This window comes from Syntrophotalea carbinolica DSM 2380, from assembly GCF_000012885.1.
In the GTDB taxonomy this organism is placed as follows: domain Bacteria; phylum Desulfobacterota; class Desulfuromonadia; order Desulfuromonadales; family Syntrophotaleaceae; genus Syntrophotalea; species Syntrophotalea carbinolica.
On the sequence record NC_007498.2, the window covers coordinates 3,208,297 to 3,226,512 of the forward strand.

18 protein-coding genes are annotated in these 18,216 nt (G+C 56.4%); 7 read left to right on the top strand and 11 right to left on the bottom strand.

The window, feature by feature from the left end; genetic code table 11:
- The 3 genes from PCAR_RS14930 to PCAR_RS14940 are packed head-to-tail and all read left to right on the top strand — an operon-like array spanning window position 1 to window position 2,421.
- Window positions 1-798, top strand: coding sequence for an ABC transporter ATP-binding protein (locus tag PCAR_RS14930; protein ID WP_011342529.1), 798 nt, complete (start codon window positions 1-3; stop codon window positions 796-798).
- Window positions 791-1,771, top strand: a complete 981-nt coding sequence (locus PCAR_RS14935) for an MlaD family protein (protein ID WP_011342530.1) — start codon at window positions 791-793, stop codon at window positions 1,769-1,771. The genes PCAR_RS14930 and PCAR_RS14935 overlap by 8 nt, the downstream gene beginning before the upstream one ends.
- Window positions 1,772-1,773: 2 nt before the next feature.
- Window positions 1,774-2,421 carry an ABC-type transport auxiliary lipoprotein family protein gene (locus tag PCAR_RS14940; protein ID WP_011342531.1) on the top strand — a complete coding sequence of 216 codons (648 nt, stop codon included), beginning with the start codon at window positions 1,774-1,776 and terminating at the stop codon, window positions 2,419-2,421.
- Here PCAR_RS14940 and PCAR_RS14945 read toward each other — a convergent pair.
- The 3 genes from PCAR_RS14945 to PCAR_RS14955 all read right to left on the bottom strand — a co-directional run bounded on the left by PCAR_RS14945 (window position 2,418) and on the right by PCAR_RS14955 (window position 4,743).
- Window positions 2,418-3,161, bottom strand: coding sequence for an HD-GYP domain-containing protein (locus tag PCAR_RS14945; protein ID WP_200858973.1), 744 nt, complete (start codon window positions 3,159-3,161; stop codon window positions 2,418-2,420). The genes PCAR_RS14940 and PCAR_RS14945 overlap by 4 nt on opposite strands.
- Before the next feature lie 251 nt (window positions 3,162-3,412).
- Window positions 3,413-3,871, bottom strand: coding sequence for a dihydrofolate reductase (locus tag PCAR_RS14950; RefSeq protein WP_011342533.1), 459 nt, complete (start codon window positions 3,869-3,871; stop codon window positions 3,413-3,415).
- A gap of 125 nt (window positions 3,872-3,996) precedes the next feature.
- Complete coding sequence (locus PCAR_RS14955) at window positions 3,997-4,743, bottom strand: SagB/ThcOx family dehydrogenase (RefSeq protein ID WP_011342534.1); 747 nt, start codon at window positions 4,741-4,743, stop codon at window positions 3,997-3,999.
- A 235-nt stretch (window positions 4,744-4,978) separates the two neighbouring features.
- Between PCAR_RS14955 and PCAR_RS14960 the strand changes: the two genes are divergently transcribed.
- A complete protein-coding gene (locus PCAR_RS14960; RefSeq protein WP_011342535.1) occupies window positions 4,979-5,245 on the top strand; it encodes a hypothetical protein in 267 nt (88 codons plus the stop codon).
- Between the two features lie 72 nt (window positions 5,246-5,317).
- Here the strand turns inward: PCAR_RS14960 and PCAR_RS14965 are convergent, their stop codons facing one another.
- The 8 genes from PCAR_RS14965 to radA form a co-directional block, all read right to left on the bottom strand.
- Entirely contained in the window at window positions 5,318-5,719 is a 402-nt protein-coding gene (locus PCAR_RS14965) for a hypothetical protein (RefSeq protein WP_011342536.1), read from the bottom strand.
- Between the two features lie 341 nt (window positions 5,720-6,060).
- Window positions 6,061-7,410 (bottom strand): aldehyde dehydrogenase family protein, encoded by a 1,350-nt coding sequence (locus tag PCAR_RS14970; RefSeq protein WP_011342537.1) that lies wholly within the window; start codon window positions 7,408-7,410, stop codon window positions 6,061-6,063.
- Window positions 7,411-8,462: 1,052 nt separating this feature from the next.
- Complete coding sequence (locus PCAR_RS18085; RefSeq protein ID WP_011342539.1) at window positions 8,463-10,757, bottom strand: ATP-binding protein; 2,295 nt, start codon at window positions 10,755-10,757, stop codon at window positions 8,463-8,465.
- 37 nt (window positions 10,758-10,794) lie between these two features.
- Window positions 10,795-11,151 (bottom strand): RNA polymerase-binding protein DksA, encoded by a 357-nt coding sequence (dksA, locus tag PCAR_RS14985; protein WP_011342540.1) that lies wholly within the window; start codon window positions 11,149-11,151, stop codon window positions 10,795-10,797.
- A gap of 55 nt (window positions 11,152-11,206) precedes the next feature.
- Window positions 11,207-11,740, bottom strand: a complete 534-nt coding sequence (locus PCAR_RS14990) for a hypothetical protein (protein WP_148204359.1) — start codon at window positions 11,738-11,740, stop codon at window positions 11,207-11,209.
- Between the two features lie 95 nt (window positions 11,741-11,835).
- A complete protein-coding gene (moaC, locus tag PCAR_RS14995) occupies window positions 11,836-12,318 on the bottom strand; it encodes a cyclic pyranopterin monophosphate synthase MoaC (RefSeq protein ID WP_011342542.1) in 483 nt (160 codons plus the stop codon).
- A complete protein-coding gene (locus PCAR_RS15000) occupies window positions 12,318-13,505 on the bottom strand; it encodes a poly-beta-1,6-N-acetyl-D-glucosamine N-deacetylase PgaB (protein ID WP_011342543.1) in 1,188 nt (395 codons plus the stop codon). Before PCAR_RS15000 ends, moaC begins: the two co-directional genes overlap by 1 nt.
- Window positions 13,502-14,857: a DNA repair protein RadA gene (gene radA, locus PCAR_RS15005; RefSeq protein WP_041531963.1), complete on the bottom strand. Its 1,356-nt coding sequence runs from the start codon at window positions 14,855-14,857 to the stop codon at window positions 13,502-13,504. The genes PCAR_RS15000 and radA overlap by 4 nt, the downstream gene beginning before the upstream one ends.
- A 253-nt stretch (window positions 14,858-15,110) precedes the next feature.
- On the opposite strand from radA, the gene PCAR_RS15010 reads away from it, so the two are divergent.
- The 3 genes from PCAR_RS15010 (at window position 15,111) to PCAR_RS15020 (ending at window position 18,202) form a co-directional block, all read left to right on the top strand.
- The gene (locus PCAR_RS15010; RefSeq protein ID WP_011342545.1) at window positions 15,111-16,496 is read left to right on the top strand and encodes an FAD-binding oxidoreductase; all 1,386 of its coding nucleotides are present in this window, start codon (window positions 15,111-15,113) and stop codon (window positions 16,494-16,496) included.
- 73 nt (window positions 16,497-16,569) lie between these two features.
- Window positions 16,570-17,841, top strand: coding sequence for a (Fe-S)-binding protein (locus tag PCAR_RS15015; RefSeq protein WP_011342546.1), 1,272 nt, complete (start codon window positions 16,570-16,572; stop codon window positions 17,839-17,841).
- Window positions 17,842-17,881: 40 nt separating this feature from the next.
- On the top strand, window positions 17,882-18,202 hold the full coding sequence (locus PCAR_RS15020; RefSeq protein ID WP_011342547.1) for a cytochrome c3 family protein: 321 nt from the start codon (window positions 17,882-17,884) through the stop codon (window positions 18,200-18,202).
- The last annotated feature ends 14 nt before the right edge of the window (window positions 18,203-18,216 follow it).

Here is an 18,216-nt window from a genome sequence, read left to right on the forward strand (position 1 = left end):
ATGTCTGAGACGCAAGATACCATCATCGAGGTTAAAAACCTGACCGTCGGCTATGACGACAATGTGGTTCTGCAAGACGTGTCTTTCGATGTCAGGCGGGGAGAAATCTTTGTAGTGCTGGGCGGATCGGGCTGCGGCAAAAGCACCCTGCTCAAAAATATGATCGGACTGTATCGCCCGCTTAAGGGAGAAATCCTTTTTAGTGGCCAAGACATGGCCACAGCGGAGGGGAAGCGACGGCGGGAACTGCTGCGTTCTTTCGGTGTCATGTATCAAAGCGGCGCCCTGTTCGGCTCCTTGACCCTGATGGAAAACGTGCGGCTGCCGCTGGAAGAGTTCACCGATCTGCCAAGCCCGGCCATGGACCTGGTCGCCGCCATGAAACTGCAACTGGTCGGCCTTGGCGGTTTCGGACATTATCTGCCGTCGGAACTGAGCGGCGGCATGCGCAAACGCGCCGCTATCGCCCGGGCCATGGTTCTCGATCCGCAGATCCTGTTTCTGGATGAACCGACGGCGGGCCTGGATCCTATCATTTCGGCAGAAATGGATCAGCTGGTCCTGCAACTGGCCCAGAGTCTGAACATGACGTTTGTTATCGTCACCCACGAACTGCCCAGCATCTATGCCATCGCCGACCGGGTCATCATGCTGGACCGACGCACCAGAGGCATTGTCGCTGCCGGGCCACCGGACGAACTGCGCGAGGCCAGTACAGATCCCTGGGTGCAGGCTTTTTTCCGCCGGGAAACACTCCCGGCATCTGCTCAACAGGAAGGCGGACCATCGCATGAGTGAACGAGCCAACTATGTCAAAATCGGACTTTTCGTCATCGGCGCCATCATCATTGCGGTGGCGGCGATCATCGTTCTGGGAGCCGGCAGCCTGTTCCAGAAACAGATCCTGGTCGAAACCTATTTCGATGAATCGGTGCAGGGCCTGGATATCGGATCGGCGGTAAAAGTGCGTGGCGTGAAGGTCGGCAAGGTGGAAGCCATCACCCTGGTCGACTCGGTCTACCCAACCGAAAAGCGTTATGTGCTGGTACGCATTGCCCTGCTGTCCCGCTCCCTGGGCCGCACGGCCGAGGTCATTCAAAGAGGCCTGCAGGAACAGACCGATCAGGGGTTGCGCTTACGCATGGCCTTTCAGGGCGTAACCGGACTGGCTTTTCTGGAAGCCGACTACCTGCCGGCCGAACAGGCTCCCTGCCTGGAAATCGACTGGCAGCCCATCTACCCTTACATCCCCTCGGCACCGAGCACCATCACCCGTTATACCGAAGCGGTCGATAAAATCCTCAAAAACCTGGACAGCCTGGACATCGCGGCCCTCAGCGGAGGCATCGAGCAGGCCATCACGACCCTCAACCGGGCCATGGAAGAAGCCCGCGTCGCTCAGATCAGCGACCAGTCCTTGGCTCTATTGAATGAACTGCGTGTCACCAATCAGCGTCTCGAAACGTTACTGGTTGACGGTCGCGCTCCGCTGCAACAATTTTTCGCCACGCTTCCGGATCTGTCCCGGTCGCTGACACGCAGCGCCCGGCAACTTGAAACCCTGACCGCCCGACTCCCCGACGATCTGGCCCCGTTGGGTCAGAGTTTGCGCCAGGTGAGCGCCCTTCTGACCTCCGAACAACAGACCATCGAAACCACCCTGGAAAACTTCAGGCAGACTTCCGAAAACCTTCTGGACATGTCGGAAAACGCCCGCAGCTATCCATCCCAGATGCTGTTCGGCGCGCCGCCGACCCCTGTGGAGCCCTGACCATGACTTCTTCCTTGTCACGTCTATTGTTGATGTTGATTTTGACCGGCTGGCTGCTGCCGGGATGCATGCGTATTGGCCAGCGCCCTCCGGCAAAAACCAGCTATGTGATAACCGCAAACCGACCGGCAAGTGCCGCCGAAAGGGTGGGGGCAGCGGTTTTACAGGTTACGCCCATGCGCATCTCCCCACGATTCAATGGACGCAGTTTTGTCTACCGTCAGGGGATATCGCAATTCCGTCCGGATTTTTATAACAAATTCCTGGTGGCGCCGGCTAACCTGGTACAGGAACAGGTGGTTCGCTGGCTGACGGCAAGCGGCCTGTTCGCGACGGTCAGCTCGTCGGCCGGTCCGCTGCCACCCGACTATCTGCTGCAGGGACAAATCACCGAACTCTATGGAGATTACCGGGACAGGCAACCTGTGGCCATTCTCGAAATCGGCTTTCTGTTCCTTCAGCATGCCGCCGCCGACGCCCCTATCCGACTCAACCGCAGCTATCGCGGCGAAGTGCCGCTGACCGGGCATGAACCTGATGCTCTGGTCGAAGCATGGGATACCGCCCTGATAAACATCCTGGAAAACCTGGAAAAGGATCTCGGCGAAGTTATGGACGGCATCGACGCAACTTACCACCAGGCGCTTTAGAGGCCCGCACTTACGGACGAATCGCCGCCGGCATTGCGTATGGCACAGGGAACAGCCTCGGCCCGATTCTTTTCGCACCCCCGGTTTAGAATAGACAAAAACGTATCGACAACCTGCGGATCAAATCGTTGCCCTCTTTGCCGCACAAGCTCATCCAGCACCTTGGACCGCGACCAGGCTCTGCGATAGGGGCGATCGGAAGAAAGGGCATCCCAGACATCCACCACCGAAAAAATACGCGCCGCTAGCGGTATCTCCTCGCCACGGAGGCCTCGCGGATAGCCTGTGCCATCCCAGCGTTCATGATGACAATAGGGAATATCCAGCGCGGGCCGCAAATAATCGATCGGTTCCAACATGCGCAGTGCTGTTTCAGGGTGACGTCGCATAACAACCCACTGCTCTTCAGTTAAGGGACCCGGCTTGTGTAAGATACTGTCCGGCACGGCCATTTTCCCAATATCATGAAGCAAGGCGCCACGTTGCAGATGCGCAATCTCTGCGTCTGGAAGCCCCATCTTTCGGGCCAGGCAGAGCGACATTTCCGTCACCCGGCGGGTGTGCCCCTGGGTTTCCCTATCCCGCAAATCAAGGGCCCGCACCCAGCCCTCCAGCGTCCCTTCGTAACTCTGCTGCAGAGCCCGGCGGGAGGCATCCATCTCCCCAAAATGGCGCCGAATCAACACATGGAGCAACAGGCTTGTCGTCAATATAAACAACCAGCCTTTAGCTGTCTGCATATGCGAGAGTACTGTTGCATCTGGCGCCAGGTGCTGCAATATATGATCGGAACATATGATCCACACCCCGCTAAGCAACAGATAAATAGCAACTACTTTACTCGGAAATATAAGTTTCAAAGACACTTCCGAGTCGGATGCGCAAGGGTTGGGACACTTGGAATTGCTGTGATTGTCCGTCATGGTTGCATCTCTGGGGGGGGATGGGTGAGTTAAAGCTGTAGGCCGTGTAACGACATCGCCGGCACGGCTCACCTGCGGCGATAGATAATGTGCCGGAATTCGGAATAGTCCTGCTCTTGCTCAATCAGCCAGTCATCCGACCGATATTCGGGGAAACGGCAGTCTCCGGGGTAATTCTTCCTGATCCAGGAAACGGAGAGCTTGCCGGCCACGATAAGGGCCTGACGGTAAATCTCGCATCCACCGATAAAAAAAATATCTCCATTGCCTTGATCGGCGACTTGCAAGGCCTCGGCAAAATGGCGGCAGACTCTCAAACCCTCAACCGGCGGCATGCTACGGCTTACCACGATATTAAAACGACCGGGCAACGGGCGACCTATGGACTCGAAAGTCCGCCGCCCCATCACCAGCGTATGACCGTAGGTCAATCGTCGGAATAATGCCAGGTCTTCGGGAATGCTCCAGGGGAGTTGTCCTCGACGCCCGATAATTCGCTCGGCAGTCATGGCAACCACAATCGTCATCTGCTTTGAGTTCGTGCAGACTTGTCTCTGGATGTTGCTGTGCACCGTTTCCCCTATCCATATTTTTTGCATGGCGCCAATGTCGGACATCCTAACACGTCTATCCCGACAATAACATGCAAACCTTATGCGACGGGTTGCTTTCCAACCGCGGCAAGATAAATAACAAAGGCCTCCGACTCATCCAGCCCGAGCAACGCATTCATGGCGTCATCGTCAAAAGCTCCGACCGCGCAAGTCCCTGCATCGATGGTCGCCGACGCCAGATAAAGGTTCTGACATACATGCCCTGCATCCAGATAAAGATAACGGTAGCCACGCTCCCCGTAGCGCCATGTCATACGATAGGGCACCGCCACCCACATAAAGGCCACGGCACACTTCATCACCATGGTCTGACCGAGGCAGGCGGCAGCAAACCGCCCGGCCAGGTCAGGCTGGGTCGAGACAACCTCCAGCTGGTGTTCGATGGGCAAATACCTGTAAACACCAGGCACAAGATCTTCCACACGGTTAATCAGCAAAACGGTTTCGAACGCATGTCTGGCACCGGCTGAAGGCACAGTGCGCAGGGTAACCTTATTTCCGTAAACGAGTTTAACCCCCTGGGTACACCAGAGTAAATAGGACAATTCGGCCAGGCTGAGATATTTATCGGAATATTCGCGAAGACTGGAGCGGTGGGTGATAAGCTGGCGCAAATCGACCAGATTCAGCGGTGTTTTCCCGGGATGCGGCAGGGTAATCGCAGGGTTGACTTTTTGGGTCGGCCATACGAGTGGGGGCTGGGTCAGACCTTTTTGCTGATCGCTCATCTCAAGGAATTTGTGTTTGGTCTTTTCGACAAAAGTCCTACCGGTACCTGATTTCACGACACTCTCCCTGGTTGGCACAGCTTTGCAGACCATCCTCGACAGATATACTCAAGCTGTTACCCTTCCATTATACGGGATGTGGGTTTTTAATCAAAAATCCGCCTTCTGCAACTTTCATCTACCTGCGATTTCCAATTGTACTTGCCGAAGCCGTCATGGTTGATACAATGTCAGCGTATTTTCCCATCTTCACCAAGAATCACCCATCCCCCCCTTACGAAAGGAGCTCACCATGTCTCAGGATAACCATTACATACTAGGCATTCACGTAGACGACCGCATCAAACGCGCATCTGACGTGCAGCAACTCCTTACCGACTACGGCTGCAACATAAAGACCCGCATTGGGCTGCATGAGGTGACGGGGAACTTTTGTGCCGGATTCGGACTGATCCTTCTGGAAATGATCGGCGACGCCGACAAGATCGGCGAGCTTGCAAAAAAACTCGACGCCATCGAGGGCGTCAGCATCCAGCAGATGGTTTTTGAACATCCTTGACATCTCCCCATGCAACAAGGGCGGAGACAATGTCTCCGCCCTTGTTGCATGATAGATTTTCCGCAAAACCATTCAGTCCATAACCTGCCCGTCGAGAAATGACCAGTGCCGGTATTTGCGCGGCATATGGCTACCCACCGCACCGATAATCAGTGCCGCCCACATGAGTTGAACGGCATACTGAAACCATACATGCACAAGAGCCACGCATGCGATATGCAACATAACCATCACACCGCGGCCCTGATAAGGCCAGCGCCAACTATGGTACACTTCCGAAGCGATCAGTCCAAGCCCCGTGCCGACCGTCCACCAGCCCCAGTAGTGCAAAACGGACAGCGGCTGCTGGAAAATGACGCCACCGAGCAATACGCCGGCGACACCGAGATGTACGCTGCGCAGCGCTATATCGGCGCCACGTGCCCAACCGGCACGTTTGTGCTTGGCCGCTTCCTGGGACCCGTTGTTATTCATCCCCCACCTCCCGATCAAATATCGTACGCCATCGTTACCTTGTGGCACCTTCTTACACCAATTCACATCGATAAGGCAATACAACATCTCTTAATCGAGCATTTCAACCATTGTCGACTTACCACCGCGCACCCCACGAATCCCTGAAGTCGATCCCCTCAATAAAAACCAACCCGCAGGCCACCCGGATCCGACTTGCGGTGCAATTTCCCCTCGACGAAGTCAAGCCGAAAACACAAGTGGGACTTTTCACAAGGAAAAGTCCCACTTGTTATCTTGCTATGACGAAGGGATCAACAGCCCCTGCGAGGTCCGTTGATCCCATCGGCTTTTTAATGCGATTACTCGTCTCTTTCGTAGTCCACGATACGCTGTGCGACCGACTTGATGCTCAAAAGGTCAGAGTAGTTGATGTTGTTGCCCAGATAGTTGTTGCCATCCGTGCCGCAACCAAGGGTCAGCGAAGGCGGCAGTTTGTTGTAGATGAGACCGACGCTGCCGTGTACCGCAGGCTGATTCAAAAGCAGACGGTTGGCAGGAATTTCCAGGGCAAACTTGTCGAGGACTTTTTCGTCCTGGGCATGAACGACGGCGGTGTGACCGGCGCCACCCCAACGAAGCTGGCTTTTTGCCGCCTCGATGGCCTCGTCCGTACTGTTGTAGCTGATGTAACCAAGTACGGGGGAGAGCTTTTCGTGGCTGAACCAATCGTCAGGCCCGATGCACTTAAGCGGCACGAGCAGCAGCTTGGCGTCTTCAGGCACTTCAAAACCGGCAAGCTTGGCAATGGCCTGCGGAGACTTACCGACAATGGCTACGGCCGGAACGCCTCTTTCCTTGTCGAACATGACTTTTTCAAGCTTCGCCTTCTCTTCATCGTTGACGAGGTAGGCGCCTCTTTCAACCAGCATCTTCACGGCCTTATCGGCGATATCCTTATCGTCGAAGATCATCGACTGATCGGAAGAGCAGATGGTGCCGTTGTCAAAGGTCTTGGACGCAATGACGTTGTTAACCGCAACGCTGAGATTAGCGGACTTGGAAACGAAAACGGGGGTATTCCCTGCACCGACGCCGATGGCGGGATGCCCCGAGCTGTAAGCGGACTTGACCATGGCGTTACCGCCGGTAGCCAGAATCAGGTTCACGTCCGGGTGGTTGAACAGCATGTTGGTAGCTTCGATGGACGGCGTTTCAATCCACTGAATGCAGTTTTTGGGAGCGCCTGCGGAAATAGCGGCGTCCAGCATGATCTTGGCCGCTTCGGCACTGCACTTCTGAGCACGGGGGTGGAAAGCGAAAATGATGACGTTACGCGTCTTCATGGCGATGAGAGACTTGAACATAACCGTCGATGTGGGGTTGGTCGTCGGAGTTGCGGCAGCAAGCACACCAAAAGGCTCAGCGATATATTTTACGCCTTCCTTTTCTTCGATAACGCCAACGGATTTCTTATCTTTGAAATACTCATAAACAACGTGGGCGCCAAGATGATTCTTGATGGCTTTATGGTCGGCCCGGCCGATACCGGTTTCCTCTACGGCCAATTCACCAAGTTTGACTTCGTTAGCAACGCTGGCTGCATCCATTGCCGCGGTGATCTTATCGACCTGCTCCTGGGTAAACTCCCTGAATTCGTCAGCAGCCTTTCTTGCATTGGCTACCAATTGATCGATCATTTCCTTAGCCATACCTAATCCTCCTAGTCTTTGTTGTTGATTGTTCACCTTACCCAAACATTCTTAAGAAAACGCATAAAAAAGCGCCTCCGCACAGCGTGTGTGCGGACAAAGAACCCCGAAACAACTTGCGGGATCGCTAAATAGACAGGCCAACCTTCCTGTATATATAGGCACATGAACAATATCGACACGAACAATCACGAAGGGTTACCGGCAAAAGACCATCCGGCAGCCCGGGAGATTCTCTAAAACATTGTATTACGAATCTTGTCAGCCGCGCAACATTGGTACTTATAACAGAGTGCTGTATACCTTGCAAGCAAATTATATCCGCTTTTCACCTCCTGCAAGGATGCTAAAAACAGCTTAAATCTAGTCACCTCGCCCCCCTTTCAATCCGCTGTTTTCAATTTCCATGGGATTTTGTTGCCTGCACGAAAAACTGAAAAACGGACAAAAAAAATGCGCGCCGGTCAGGAGGGAAAAACCGCGCGCGCTAAGGATTGGACTATGGTGGTTGCCAGTGAGTCCCAATTGATTATTAGCTTAACACTCCCTGACGATTTTGCAACTCCGGGGACATTTTTTTCCTCACCCTCCCTGCCCTCCATCAGGTTTTCGCTTCACACGAGAACCTCGCCAAACCGGGTTATGTTTTAAGGACATTATCGGCAACAACTTTATGTTAAAAACGACCAAACATTATATATGGCTTCGTTTACCACATTCTGCAACCCGCCGCCATTAACCGATCCAAAACTTGTTTGATCGCAGCCACACCCCAAACAGACTCTTACTCTGCCCCCCGACCCCAAAGCCCGTAGCCATACATCTCCATGCAGCGCAGGGCACAAAAAAGCCCACATCAAAGATGTGGGCTTTTTTCTCGATCTTGGCAGACGGCGCAGAGATGAGAAACCGTCCATGCCTTGCGGAATCGGAAATCCGCACCATGCGATACGCCCCCGCAGCCAGCTAGTTTTCATCCGGAAACGGTCCTTTTCCCTCATGAAAACCATGCCGTGTGCGTCCCGAGCCTCCGGGTGCACACCAGTTATGGATCAACGAAACGGTCGATGTTTATCCATCACCAGGCAGGCCGGCGGAGCTTCGGGCAAACGCAGGACAAAACGCGCGCCCCGCTCCGTATTCTGAACCTCGATCTCACCCTGATGGTGCTCTACAATACGATGCACAATGGGCAAACCAAGACCGGTTCCCTGTTTGCGGGTGGTAAAGAAGGGGTTGAAAATATTTCGCAGAATATTCGCCGGGATACCGCCCCCGGTATCTTCAATTTCTACCGCCACCGCCCGGTCGCCACGCAAAGAAGTTCGATACGCTCGCACGATCAGGATACCTCCGTCGCGCATGGCCTGGCGGGCATTATCCACCAGGTTGACGATGACCTGACGAAGTTTCTGTTCATCCCCCTGAATGGCAGCCAGATCATCACTAAGCTCCCTCACCAGACGTACGGCCCCTTCCCGCAGCGCGTCCTCCTCAAGGACCAAAACTTCCTCAATAACCTTGATCAGATCGCAGTCGGCGATGCACAACATCTGCTTTTTGGAAAACCCCAAAATATTGGTCAGCATCTCTTCCATGCGCCGTACCTCGCGCACGATTATTCCACTGTATTCCTGCTCGCGGGTGCCTTCAGGTAAACTGCGAGCCAGGCGCCGGGCGAAACCGCCGATGGAAACCAGGGGATTACGTAACTCATGGGTAACAGAAGCGGCGGTCTCTCCGAGAGCGGCCATCTTTTCTCCCTGAATAAGTCGCTCCTGGGTTTCACGAAGGTCACGATGCGATGTTTCGACACGATGCAGCAACATGGAGTTTTCCATGGCTTGAGCAGCCTGATTGGCAAACAACTCGAGGAAACGACGCCGCTCCATCAAAGCGGCCCTGGACATGCAGGCACTGTCGACAACCAGAACCCCCAGAGCCCTGCTGCGCCCCTGCAGCGGCACCAGGGCACAGGCGTTCAACTTGACCGCTTCGGCGAGGCGACCGAAAGCCCCCGGAAAAGCCATGGTATCGGTTTCGACAACAAGCTCATCCTGAGCCAGGGCACGGGCCAGAGGATTGTCATCGGGCGACAGAGGCAAACGCTGCTTGAGTACCAGCTGGCAGAAATCGTCCTGGCGCTGCCTTTCCCGGATGCCTTCGGTTATAAGCGGCAATTCCCACTCTACCTCGGATTCCTCCCTGGGAAACAGGTAGCGCGCCGAACGGCGCGTCACCCCGACCATCCCCTGCAGAACGCCACTACGTTCATTGGCCAGAAACAACATGGCCCGCTCGAAGCCTCCCCCCCACGGGATGGTAACCGCGGAAAGAATGAGGTGCATCAGATCATCCAGATGCAAGGTACTGTGCATTGCCCTGGAAATACGATACAGCAAGGAGATTTCGTGCAGCTTACGGCTGTTATCCTGCAGCAAAAGCGCCCGGTCTTCCAAAGCCTTGATCCGCTCTAGATTCTGAGCTACCTGCGCGCCGAGGCGCTCCAGAAAAACACGGCTCGCATCAGAGAGACCCAGCCCCATAGCTCCGGCCCGACCATCCTCCACCAAAAACAGGGTACCTCTCATGCGTCCCTGAAACATCAGCGGCAAACAAACCCCCGATGCGGCCACAAACTGCATTTGCTCATCCTGAAGGATTCGGCAACTGAGCTCTGCCTCCAGTTTTTCAAAGGTGCCGAGATCGGCCTGTCGATGCGATACGATACGCACCAGCGACTTGCCCAAAACCGTTTCGCCGTGCATAGGGCGCAAAATAGCGCAGGCGATACCGCCTGCCTCCTCCAGGACCGACCAGACCTCATCCAGCAACACCGGCAAGGCGAAGGAACATCTCAACCCCTGAGCAAGATTGTCGAGCAGAACCAGCTCATGCACTTGACGCTGCTGCCTGTCCGCACCGATATGCTCCCGCACCAGGCCAGCCAACACCCGACTGGACGATTGCGCCAATTGCGGCAGAGAACTGTCCTCGGCCAAACCACCGGAAAGGATGCAGGTGAGCACCCCCAGGTCATTGCCGACATCGCCGGCAGGAAAATGAAGGATCGCGGATTCCGCCGATGACGCACAGGCTTCAGGTAAAGGACTCGCAGTATCAGGAGAGGGTTTTTGGCATGGCGGAAAATCATGGGAAGCATAGGCCTCCAAAAAATTTTTGCCATGATGGGTAAAGGGTTCCGGGAACCAAAAAAACGCTCCCGCCAATGGCAAGGAGCGTTCCAGCAAAGCTAATATTTTTTGGCATTTCAGCAGCGGGGCATCCTCCCCGCCGACGGCGAGGCACAACACTTCATGGAGAATTGTACAACCTTCGCAGACCATCGCACTCCCCAGTCCGGAAACCCCTTTGGTAAAAAACCTAACCTATCTTTTCTTTTCGCTCTTGCTCGGTTTTGCAGTCGATACACAGAGTCGTCACCGGGCGGGCCCGCAAACGCTCTGCCCCGATGGGTTCTTCACAACATTCACACTCCCCGAAAGTACCTTGTTCGATACGCTCGAGAGCCTGACGAATCTTCATGATCAACTTACGTTCGCGGTCGCGAATGCGCAACTCGAAATTGCGATCGGATTCCAAAGATGCCCGGTCGGTAGGGTCGGGAAAGTTACTCTGGTCATCGGTCATCTCCGATACGGTCTTGCCGGCATCCCGCAGCAGTGCCTCAAGCTGAGACTCAAGGATGGCCTTGAACTCCTTCAGTGCTTCCTGATCCATACAATTCTCCTTGTGCTATATGAGCTTGCAAATGTAAATGAAATCGATTGTCTCGTCAACCAAAATGGGTTGCCAGTTGGTGCCAGAGAATCACCAGCACCAGAACGATACCCAACCAGCAGGACAGAACATCGCCATGACGAACGGGGGGCGCGGCGGCCACCCTGCGAACATCATCGCTGATACTCTGCACCGGAACCCGGGAAAGCAACACCTCCACCAATTCTGCAAAACGATCATAAGCATTGGACAAAATAATGAAATCGTCTCCCGCGCAAAACGTCAAAAACACGCGCTTACGCATGACCAACGACTCCACAGCGCTCACATCGGAAAAGGCCAGCGTTCTGGTGCGCCCGAATCTATGCAAAACCATCCGGTCCGTATGCACCTCGAGCTTGCGGCTCACACTCGCCGCAAACAATGCGGCCACCACCAGAATGATAATACCAAGCATTCCGAGCTTGACTGCGGGCTCGCCTTGTACCAGACACACGATTTCCAGCACAACCAGCAACAGCAGCAGAAACCCCAGCGACCGCACAAAAACCCGGCGAATATTAAAAATCATCGGCGTCCGTTCCTTCACGGCAGACCTCTCCATCAAAAGCGCCCTCGGATTCCCTGGCAGCATAATCTAACAGGAAATGTCAGGCATGCAACAACCCGACGTTCCACCGTGCCTTATTCTTCTCGGATGAAGGTGCCGCTTTTACCGCCACGCTTTTCCATCAAGCGTATTTCACCCACAACCATTTCCCTGTCGACCGCCTTGCACATATCGTAAATGGCCAGGCCGGCAGCCGCCACCGCTGTCAACGCTTCCATCTCGACCCCGGTCTGCCCCGTAACACGCACCCGGGCTTCGATTTCAACCCTGCCCTGCCCCGGACAAGGCGTAAACTCAACAGACACGGAGGTGAGCAGCAGAGGATGACACAATGGTATCAAGTCGGATGTTTTTTTGGCTGCCATGATGCCGGCGATACGGGCCACCGCCCAGACATCCCCCTTGGCGGCCTCTCCGCTCATGATCAACTGCAGGGTCGACTCCTTCATACGGACCTCGCCCCGAGCGACCGCGATACGACCGGTGGCGGCCTTTTCACCGACTTCCACCATTACCGCCTTGCCGTTTTCGTCCAAATGGGTCAAACGCTCACTCATTATTCCTCCTCAGTACGATTCGATACCACACGGCCCTGTATCATCCCCAGGGAAGCGTGATAGGGAAAAAAAGCCAGACTTACCGGCCCGGCACGTTTCAGACTTTGCATAATACTGCGCAACTCACTACCAGCCACGTCTTCCGAACTGACAAAATCCCGCGCCTGCAATTTGAGCCATAACCCAGCCGGATCGCGGGTGCCGCGCACCCCGGAAACAGCCAGATCACCGACCTTTGCGATAGCTTCTTCGATAGATACCGACAACTCCGACGACATCTGCCTGTGATAGGCCATAATCGCCAGATAATCGAAATCGGCCTTAAGCGCAAGGCTGAAGTCCTGTGAAAACCAGGCCAGGCCATGGCGAGGCGCCGTCAGAACTTCATAGGGCAAATTCAGAGCAAAAGGCAAATCCGGACGCACCCGCCGCGCAGCGGCCCGCACATCGGCGGCCAGCTGGAGTAATCGACGGTTTTTCCACCGCGCCCACACATAAAAAGATTCGCTCAATCTGCTGATGCGCACATCGCCGGCCGCATTCCGGCGAACCTCAGCATACAGCTGGTCGGGAGAGAAGATCCGTCCGGTATCGCGCAAGCAGGCACCCAGAGCGGCACTGGAAAACCCTTCGGTCTGGCGAAGCACCAGATCATCCTGCAACAACACGCCATCGATATCGTAACGTGCCAGATCCGCAAACAGAGTCCCAAGGCGCTGCTGCACCTCGATACGGAAAGGATCCAGCGCCTCGCAGGGCACGATCCGGGCACTGGCCGGATCGTAACGCCGGCCCCCCAAGCTTTCAGCCCCGGGCAACGGCGTACTCAAGGTTGTCATCCAGGCAAACACCTTGAGCCCGGCGGCGTGACCCAGCGCGGTCAAAGAACCGAGTACATCGTCCACAACCGGAGCGGCATCGGTGGAAAAGTAGACCCCTGCAGGCACCCGCGGGTTACTGAAGGGATAGAAACGATCCCCAGGGCGCTGAAATACCCGCAGAACCACCGTATCGAGTCCCATGCGTCGCATGCGTGCGAACTCGGCAGCGACCTCCGGATAATTGCGACTGGGCAGGTAACTGACCTGGGCGGCCCGAATACGGGGGGCGGCTTGCGCCGGCAGCGCCGCCGGCACCAACAGCATCGTCAACACCATCAACGTAAGACGGCGCCAGAGCGATTTCATGCGAACACCTCGTCCAGGGCCTCTTCGACGCTGCGCACCCCGCGCAACTCCATGCCCGGCGGCGCTTCGACCGCTTTCAGGCAGCCGGCCGGCAGATAACAGCGATCGAAGCCGAGACGAGCGGCCTCACGAACCCGCAATTCGGGGCGCGATACGGCCCGCACCTCTCCGGCCAGCCCGACCTCGCCGAACAGCATAAGCTTGCCGGGCACCGGGCGATTGAGATGACTGGATGCCAACGCGGCAATAACCCCCAGATCCGCTCCCGGCTCGGACAAACGGACGCCGCCGGCGACATTAAAAAAAATGTCCTGGCTGAGCATGGAAAGCCCGACCTTTTTTTCCAGCACCGCAACCAGCAGGGCCACCCGATTGGGGTCGATACCGATAGCGGTGCGGCGCGGCTGACCAAAGGTACTGACCGAAACCAGCGCCTGCAACTCAACCAGAATGGGGCGGCTGCCCTCCAGAGTCGGCACGACCACGCTCCCCGGGGCCCCTTCGGGGCGCTCGGCGAGAAACAATTCGGAAGGATTCGGCACTTCCGCCAGGCCCCCTTCTTTCATCTCGAAAACGCCGATTTCGTTGGTGGATCCGAAGCGGTTCTTGACCGCCCGCAGGATCCGATACGGATGCCCGGCATCGCCTTCGAAATAAAGGACCGTATCCACCATATGTTCCAGCATGCGCGGACCGGCAATGGCGCCATCCTTGGTCACATGCCCGGTGATAAACGTCGACACGCCCTGCCCCTTGGCCAGATGCATCAGCCGCCCCGCGCATTCGCGCACCTGGCTTACACTACCGGGAGCCGATTCGAGATCGCCGGTAAAAATAGTCTGAATGGAGTCGACCACAAGAAATCTGGGCTTGAGTTCGCGTACCCGCTCCAGAATGGTCTCGAGGGAGGTTTCAGGAACGAGAAACAGGTCCTTGGCGTTCACCCGCAGTCGTTCTCCCCGCATCTTGACCTGACGCGCAGACTCCTCGGCCGTCACATACAGCACCGGCCCGATAGACGCCAGACTACCAACGGCCTGCAACAGCAGGGTCGACTTGCCGATACCGGGGTCGCCGCCGATAAGAACCAGCGAACCCGGCACCACGCCGCCGCCAAGAACGCGATCGAGTTCGGACAAACCGCACAAACAGCGCTCTTCTTCCGTTGTAGCCACATCGGAAAGCCGCTGCGGTGCGGTTGTCTGCGGCGCCCCCCCGCGACGCGACGCGGTCGGCGGTTCTCGGCGCTCCTCGACCATCACGTCCCACTGGCCGCAGTCAGGACACTTTCCAAGCCATTTCAGACTCTGGTAGCCGCATTGCTGACAGATATAAAAAGTTTTTGCTTTCAAACGTCGTTCTCCCGATTTGGGCGCCATTCTATGGTCTTTACCCCCCGGTGTCAATGACGCCTTGCCGCCTGGTCGCCGTCATCTGCGACCGCCGAGAGCAAGCTGTGGGTGGACTGAAATCCCGGTTATCTGCTATATTGGTTCTTTTATTGGTCAACAGGCCCAGGTCGCTCCGGGCCTTTTTATCATCCGTTGGTGTTGTTCGGGCGATCACCGAACAAAAACCACTCAGTCGAAGGGCACGTTACAAGCCATGCTGGAAAAACGCATTATCGCCATTTTGCAGGATATTGTCGGTAAAGAATATGTCTCCACCGAGCAAGCCGACCGCATTTGTTATTCCTACGACGCCACACAGCAGCAGTTCAACCCCGATGTGGTCGTCCGCCCCGCCGATGCCGAGCAGATCAGTCTTATTTTAAAGATGGCCAACGCGGAAAAAATCCCCGTTTACCCGCGCGGCGCGGCCAGCGGTTTTACCGGTGGCAGCGTGCCGATCAAAGGGGGGATCGCCCTGGTGCTGACCCGCCTGAACCGTATTCTGCGCATCGACCAGGACAATCTCATCGCCGAGGTGGAGCCGGGGGTCATCACCGCCACTCTGCAAAAGGCCGTCGAAGAGGTCGGGCTGTTTTACCCACCCGACCCGGCCTCCCTGAAATTCAGCACCCTGGGCGGCAATGTCGCCGAATGCGCCGGCGGACCGCGCTGTGTCAAATACGGCGTCACCAAAGATTACGTGCTCGGCATGGAAGTCGTCACTCCCCAGGGGGATATCATCCGCACCGGGGGGGAAACCATGAAAGGGGTCGTCGGCTACGACCTGACCAAGCTGATGGTCGGCTGCGAAGGCACCCTGGGGGTCATTACCAAAATCATCCTCAAGCTGATACCGAAGCCCGAAGCCAAGAAAACCATGCTGGTGATGTTCGATTCCATCGACGGTGCGGCTCAAGCCGTTTCCAGCATCATTCGCGGCAAAATCATCCCCACCACCCTTGAGTTCATGGATGCCACCGCCCTGGCCTGCGTGCGTCAGAACGCCGACCTCGACATTCCGGACGCCGCCCGGGCAGTGCTGATCATCGAAGTCGACGGCGAGCGCGAACTGCTCGAACGCCAGGCCGCCCGGATTATGGATATCGCGTCACCGCTGGGTGTGGTACATACCCGGGTTGCAGTCAGCGACGAGGAAAGCGAGCAGATCTGGCAGGTACGACGCAGCGTCTCGCCGAGCCTGCGCAAGGTCAACCCCGACAAATACAACGAAGACATCTGCGTGCCCCGCAGCAAATTGCCGGACATGATCCGGGCCATCGAGGCCATTTCCAAGCGCCTGGAAATCCCTATCGTAAACTTCGGCCACGCCGGGGATGGCAATATCCATGTCAACATCATGGTCAACCGTGCCATCGAAGGCCACGAAGAGAAAGCCGAGACAGCCATCCGCGACATTTTCGCCAAGACCCTGGAACTGGGTGGCACCATGAGCGGCGAGCATGGCGTTGGCACCAGCAAGGCACCCTACATCCCCATGGAACTCGATGTGGCCACGATCGCCTACATGAAAGCCATCAAGCGCGCCCTCGACCCGAACAACATTCTCAATCCGGGCAAAATCTTTCTGGAAGACCAGTAAACAGCCCACGCCAAGGATTGTCTGACACGAGAGCATAACATCACGCGGCCCGACCGCGTCATCTGGATAGCAAATGAGCAAACATCAGGAAATAGAAGCATACCGGCAACAACTCCGGGAATGCGTTAAATGCGGAACCTGCCGGGCACACTGCCCGGTTTTCAAAGAGGTGCAATCGGAAGCGGTGGTGGCGCGAGGTAAAATATCCCTCGCCCAAGCCCTGCTGGACGGAAAAATCGACCTCGACCGGCACCTTCTCAGCGATATCTCCCAGTGCCTGGCTTGCGGCCGCTGTGTAAAGGATTGTCCCAACCAGGTTCCTACGGATGAAATCATCCTGGCCCTGCGACGACGGATCGGCCGTGAAAAGGGGCTGACCCTGTTCGGTCGCGGCGTGTCCACGGTGCTGCAGCGCCCATGGCTGATGAACCTGCTGACGCGCCTCGGACGCATGTTCTCCTGGCTGGCGTTCCGCAAGGTTCCCCAGGGCAGCGGCCTGCGGCTGCGTTTTCCCGCGCCGTACATCAGCCGCGATCGCACCATTCCGGCGATTGCGCCCCAAGCTTTCCGCCAAAGCCATCCCGAGTTCATCGCCGGGGATCCGGATAAACCGCTGGTCACCTTCTTTACCGGCTGCATGATCAACTACATGCTGCCCGAGATCGGCGACAGCGTACTGGCGGCCCTGCAAAGCCTTGGCGCCAACATTCTTATTCCCAAAGACCAGGGCTGTTGCGGCCTGCCGGCTCTATGCGCTGGAGATGGCGCAGGAGCAGCCCGCCTGGCGGATCGCAACCTTGACGCTCTTACGGCCCACAAAGCCGACGTCATCATCACCGCCTGCGCTTCCTGCCATAGCGGCCTGACCAAACATTTCCGCAGCCTTGGGCCGGACCACGCGCAACTGGCGGATAAAGTCATGGACATTCATGAATTCCTGCTTCAGCAAGGCTTTGTGGAAAAACTCGAGCAACTGCCACGCCGGAACAATCCGCAACCGGTTGCCTACCACGTCCCTTGCCACCTGCGCCAAGCCGGTCTCAAAGAGGCACCCCGTCAACTGCTGGCGGCGCTTCCCTCGGTTCGCCTGGTTGAGATGAAAAACGCCGACTCCTGTTGCGGCCTCGGCGGAACCTTCTCCGTCTACCATTACGATATCAGCAAGAAACTGGGAGCCTTAAAAGCCGAGGGCATACGCGATAGCGAAGCCGAGGTGGTGGCTACAGCCTGTCCCGGATGCATCATGCAGCTGCAGGACACCCTCAATCATGCCGGTTTGCCGCAGCAGGTATGTCATGTTCTGGAAATGGTGGCAGCGGACCTTAAAAATGCCGAGCCGCAATAAGCACACCGGTCGAACGGGAAGCCCCGGAGGGAGAGAGGTCATGAAAAAACTGGCAGCGTGGGGAGTATTCTTCGTGGTTGCGGGATGGGCCGCTTCGGTACTGGCCGTACCGGCCCATCGTTCCCTCACCTACCACGGTGGGGACAGCGGCCCGGTCATCTTTCAGGGAAAAACCCATCGGCAAGGCTGCAGCGAATGCCATCGGGCGGGCATTTTTCCCGTGATGCGGCAAGGTTCCGAAACCATCACCATGAAAAAAATTGATGAGGGCGCGCAATGCGGGGCCTGCCATAACGGACAACAGGCGTTTTCCAGCGAAGGCAACTGCACACGCTGCCATCAAACAGGGGAAAAACGCTAACCGACAGGGGTCGA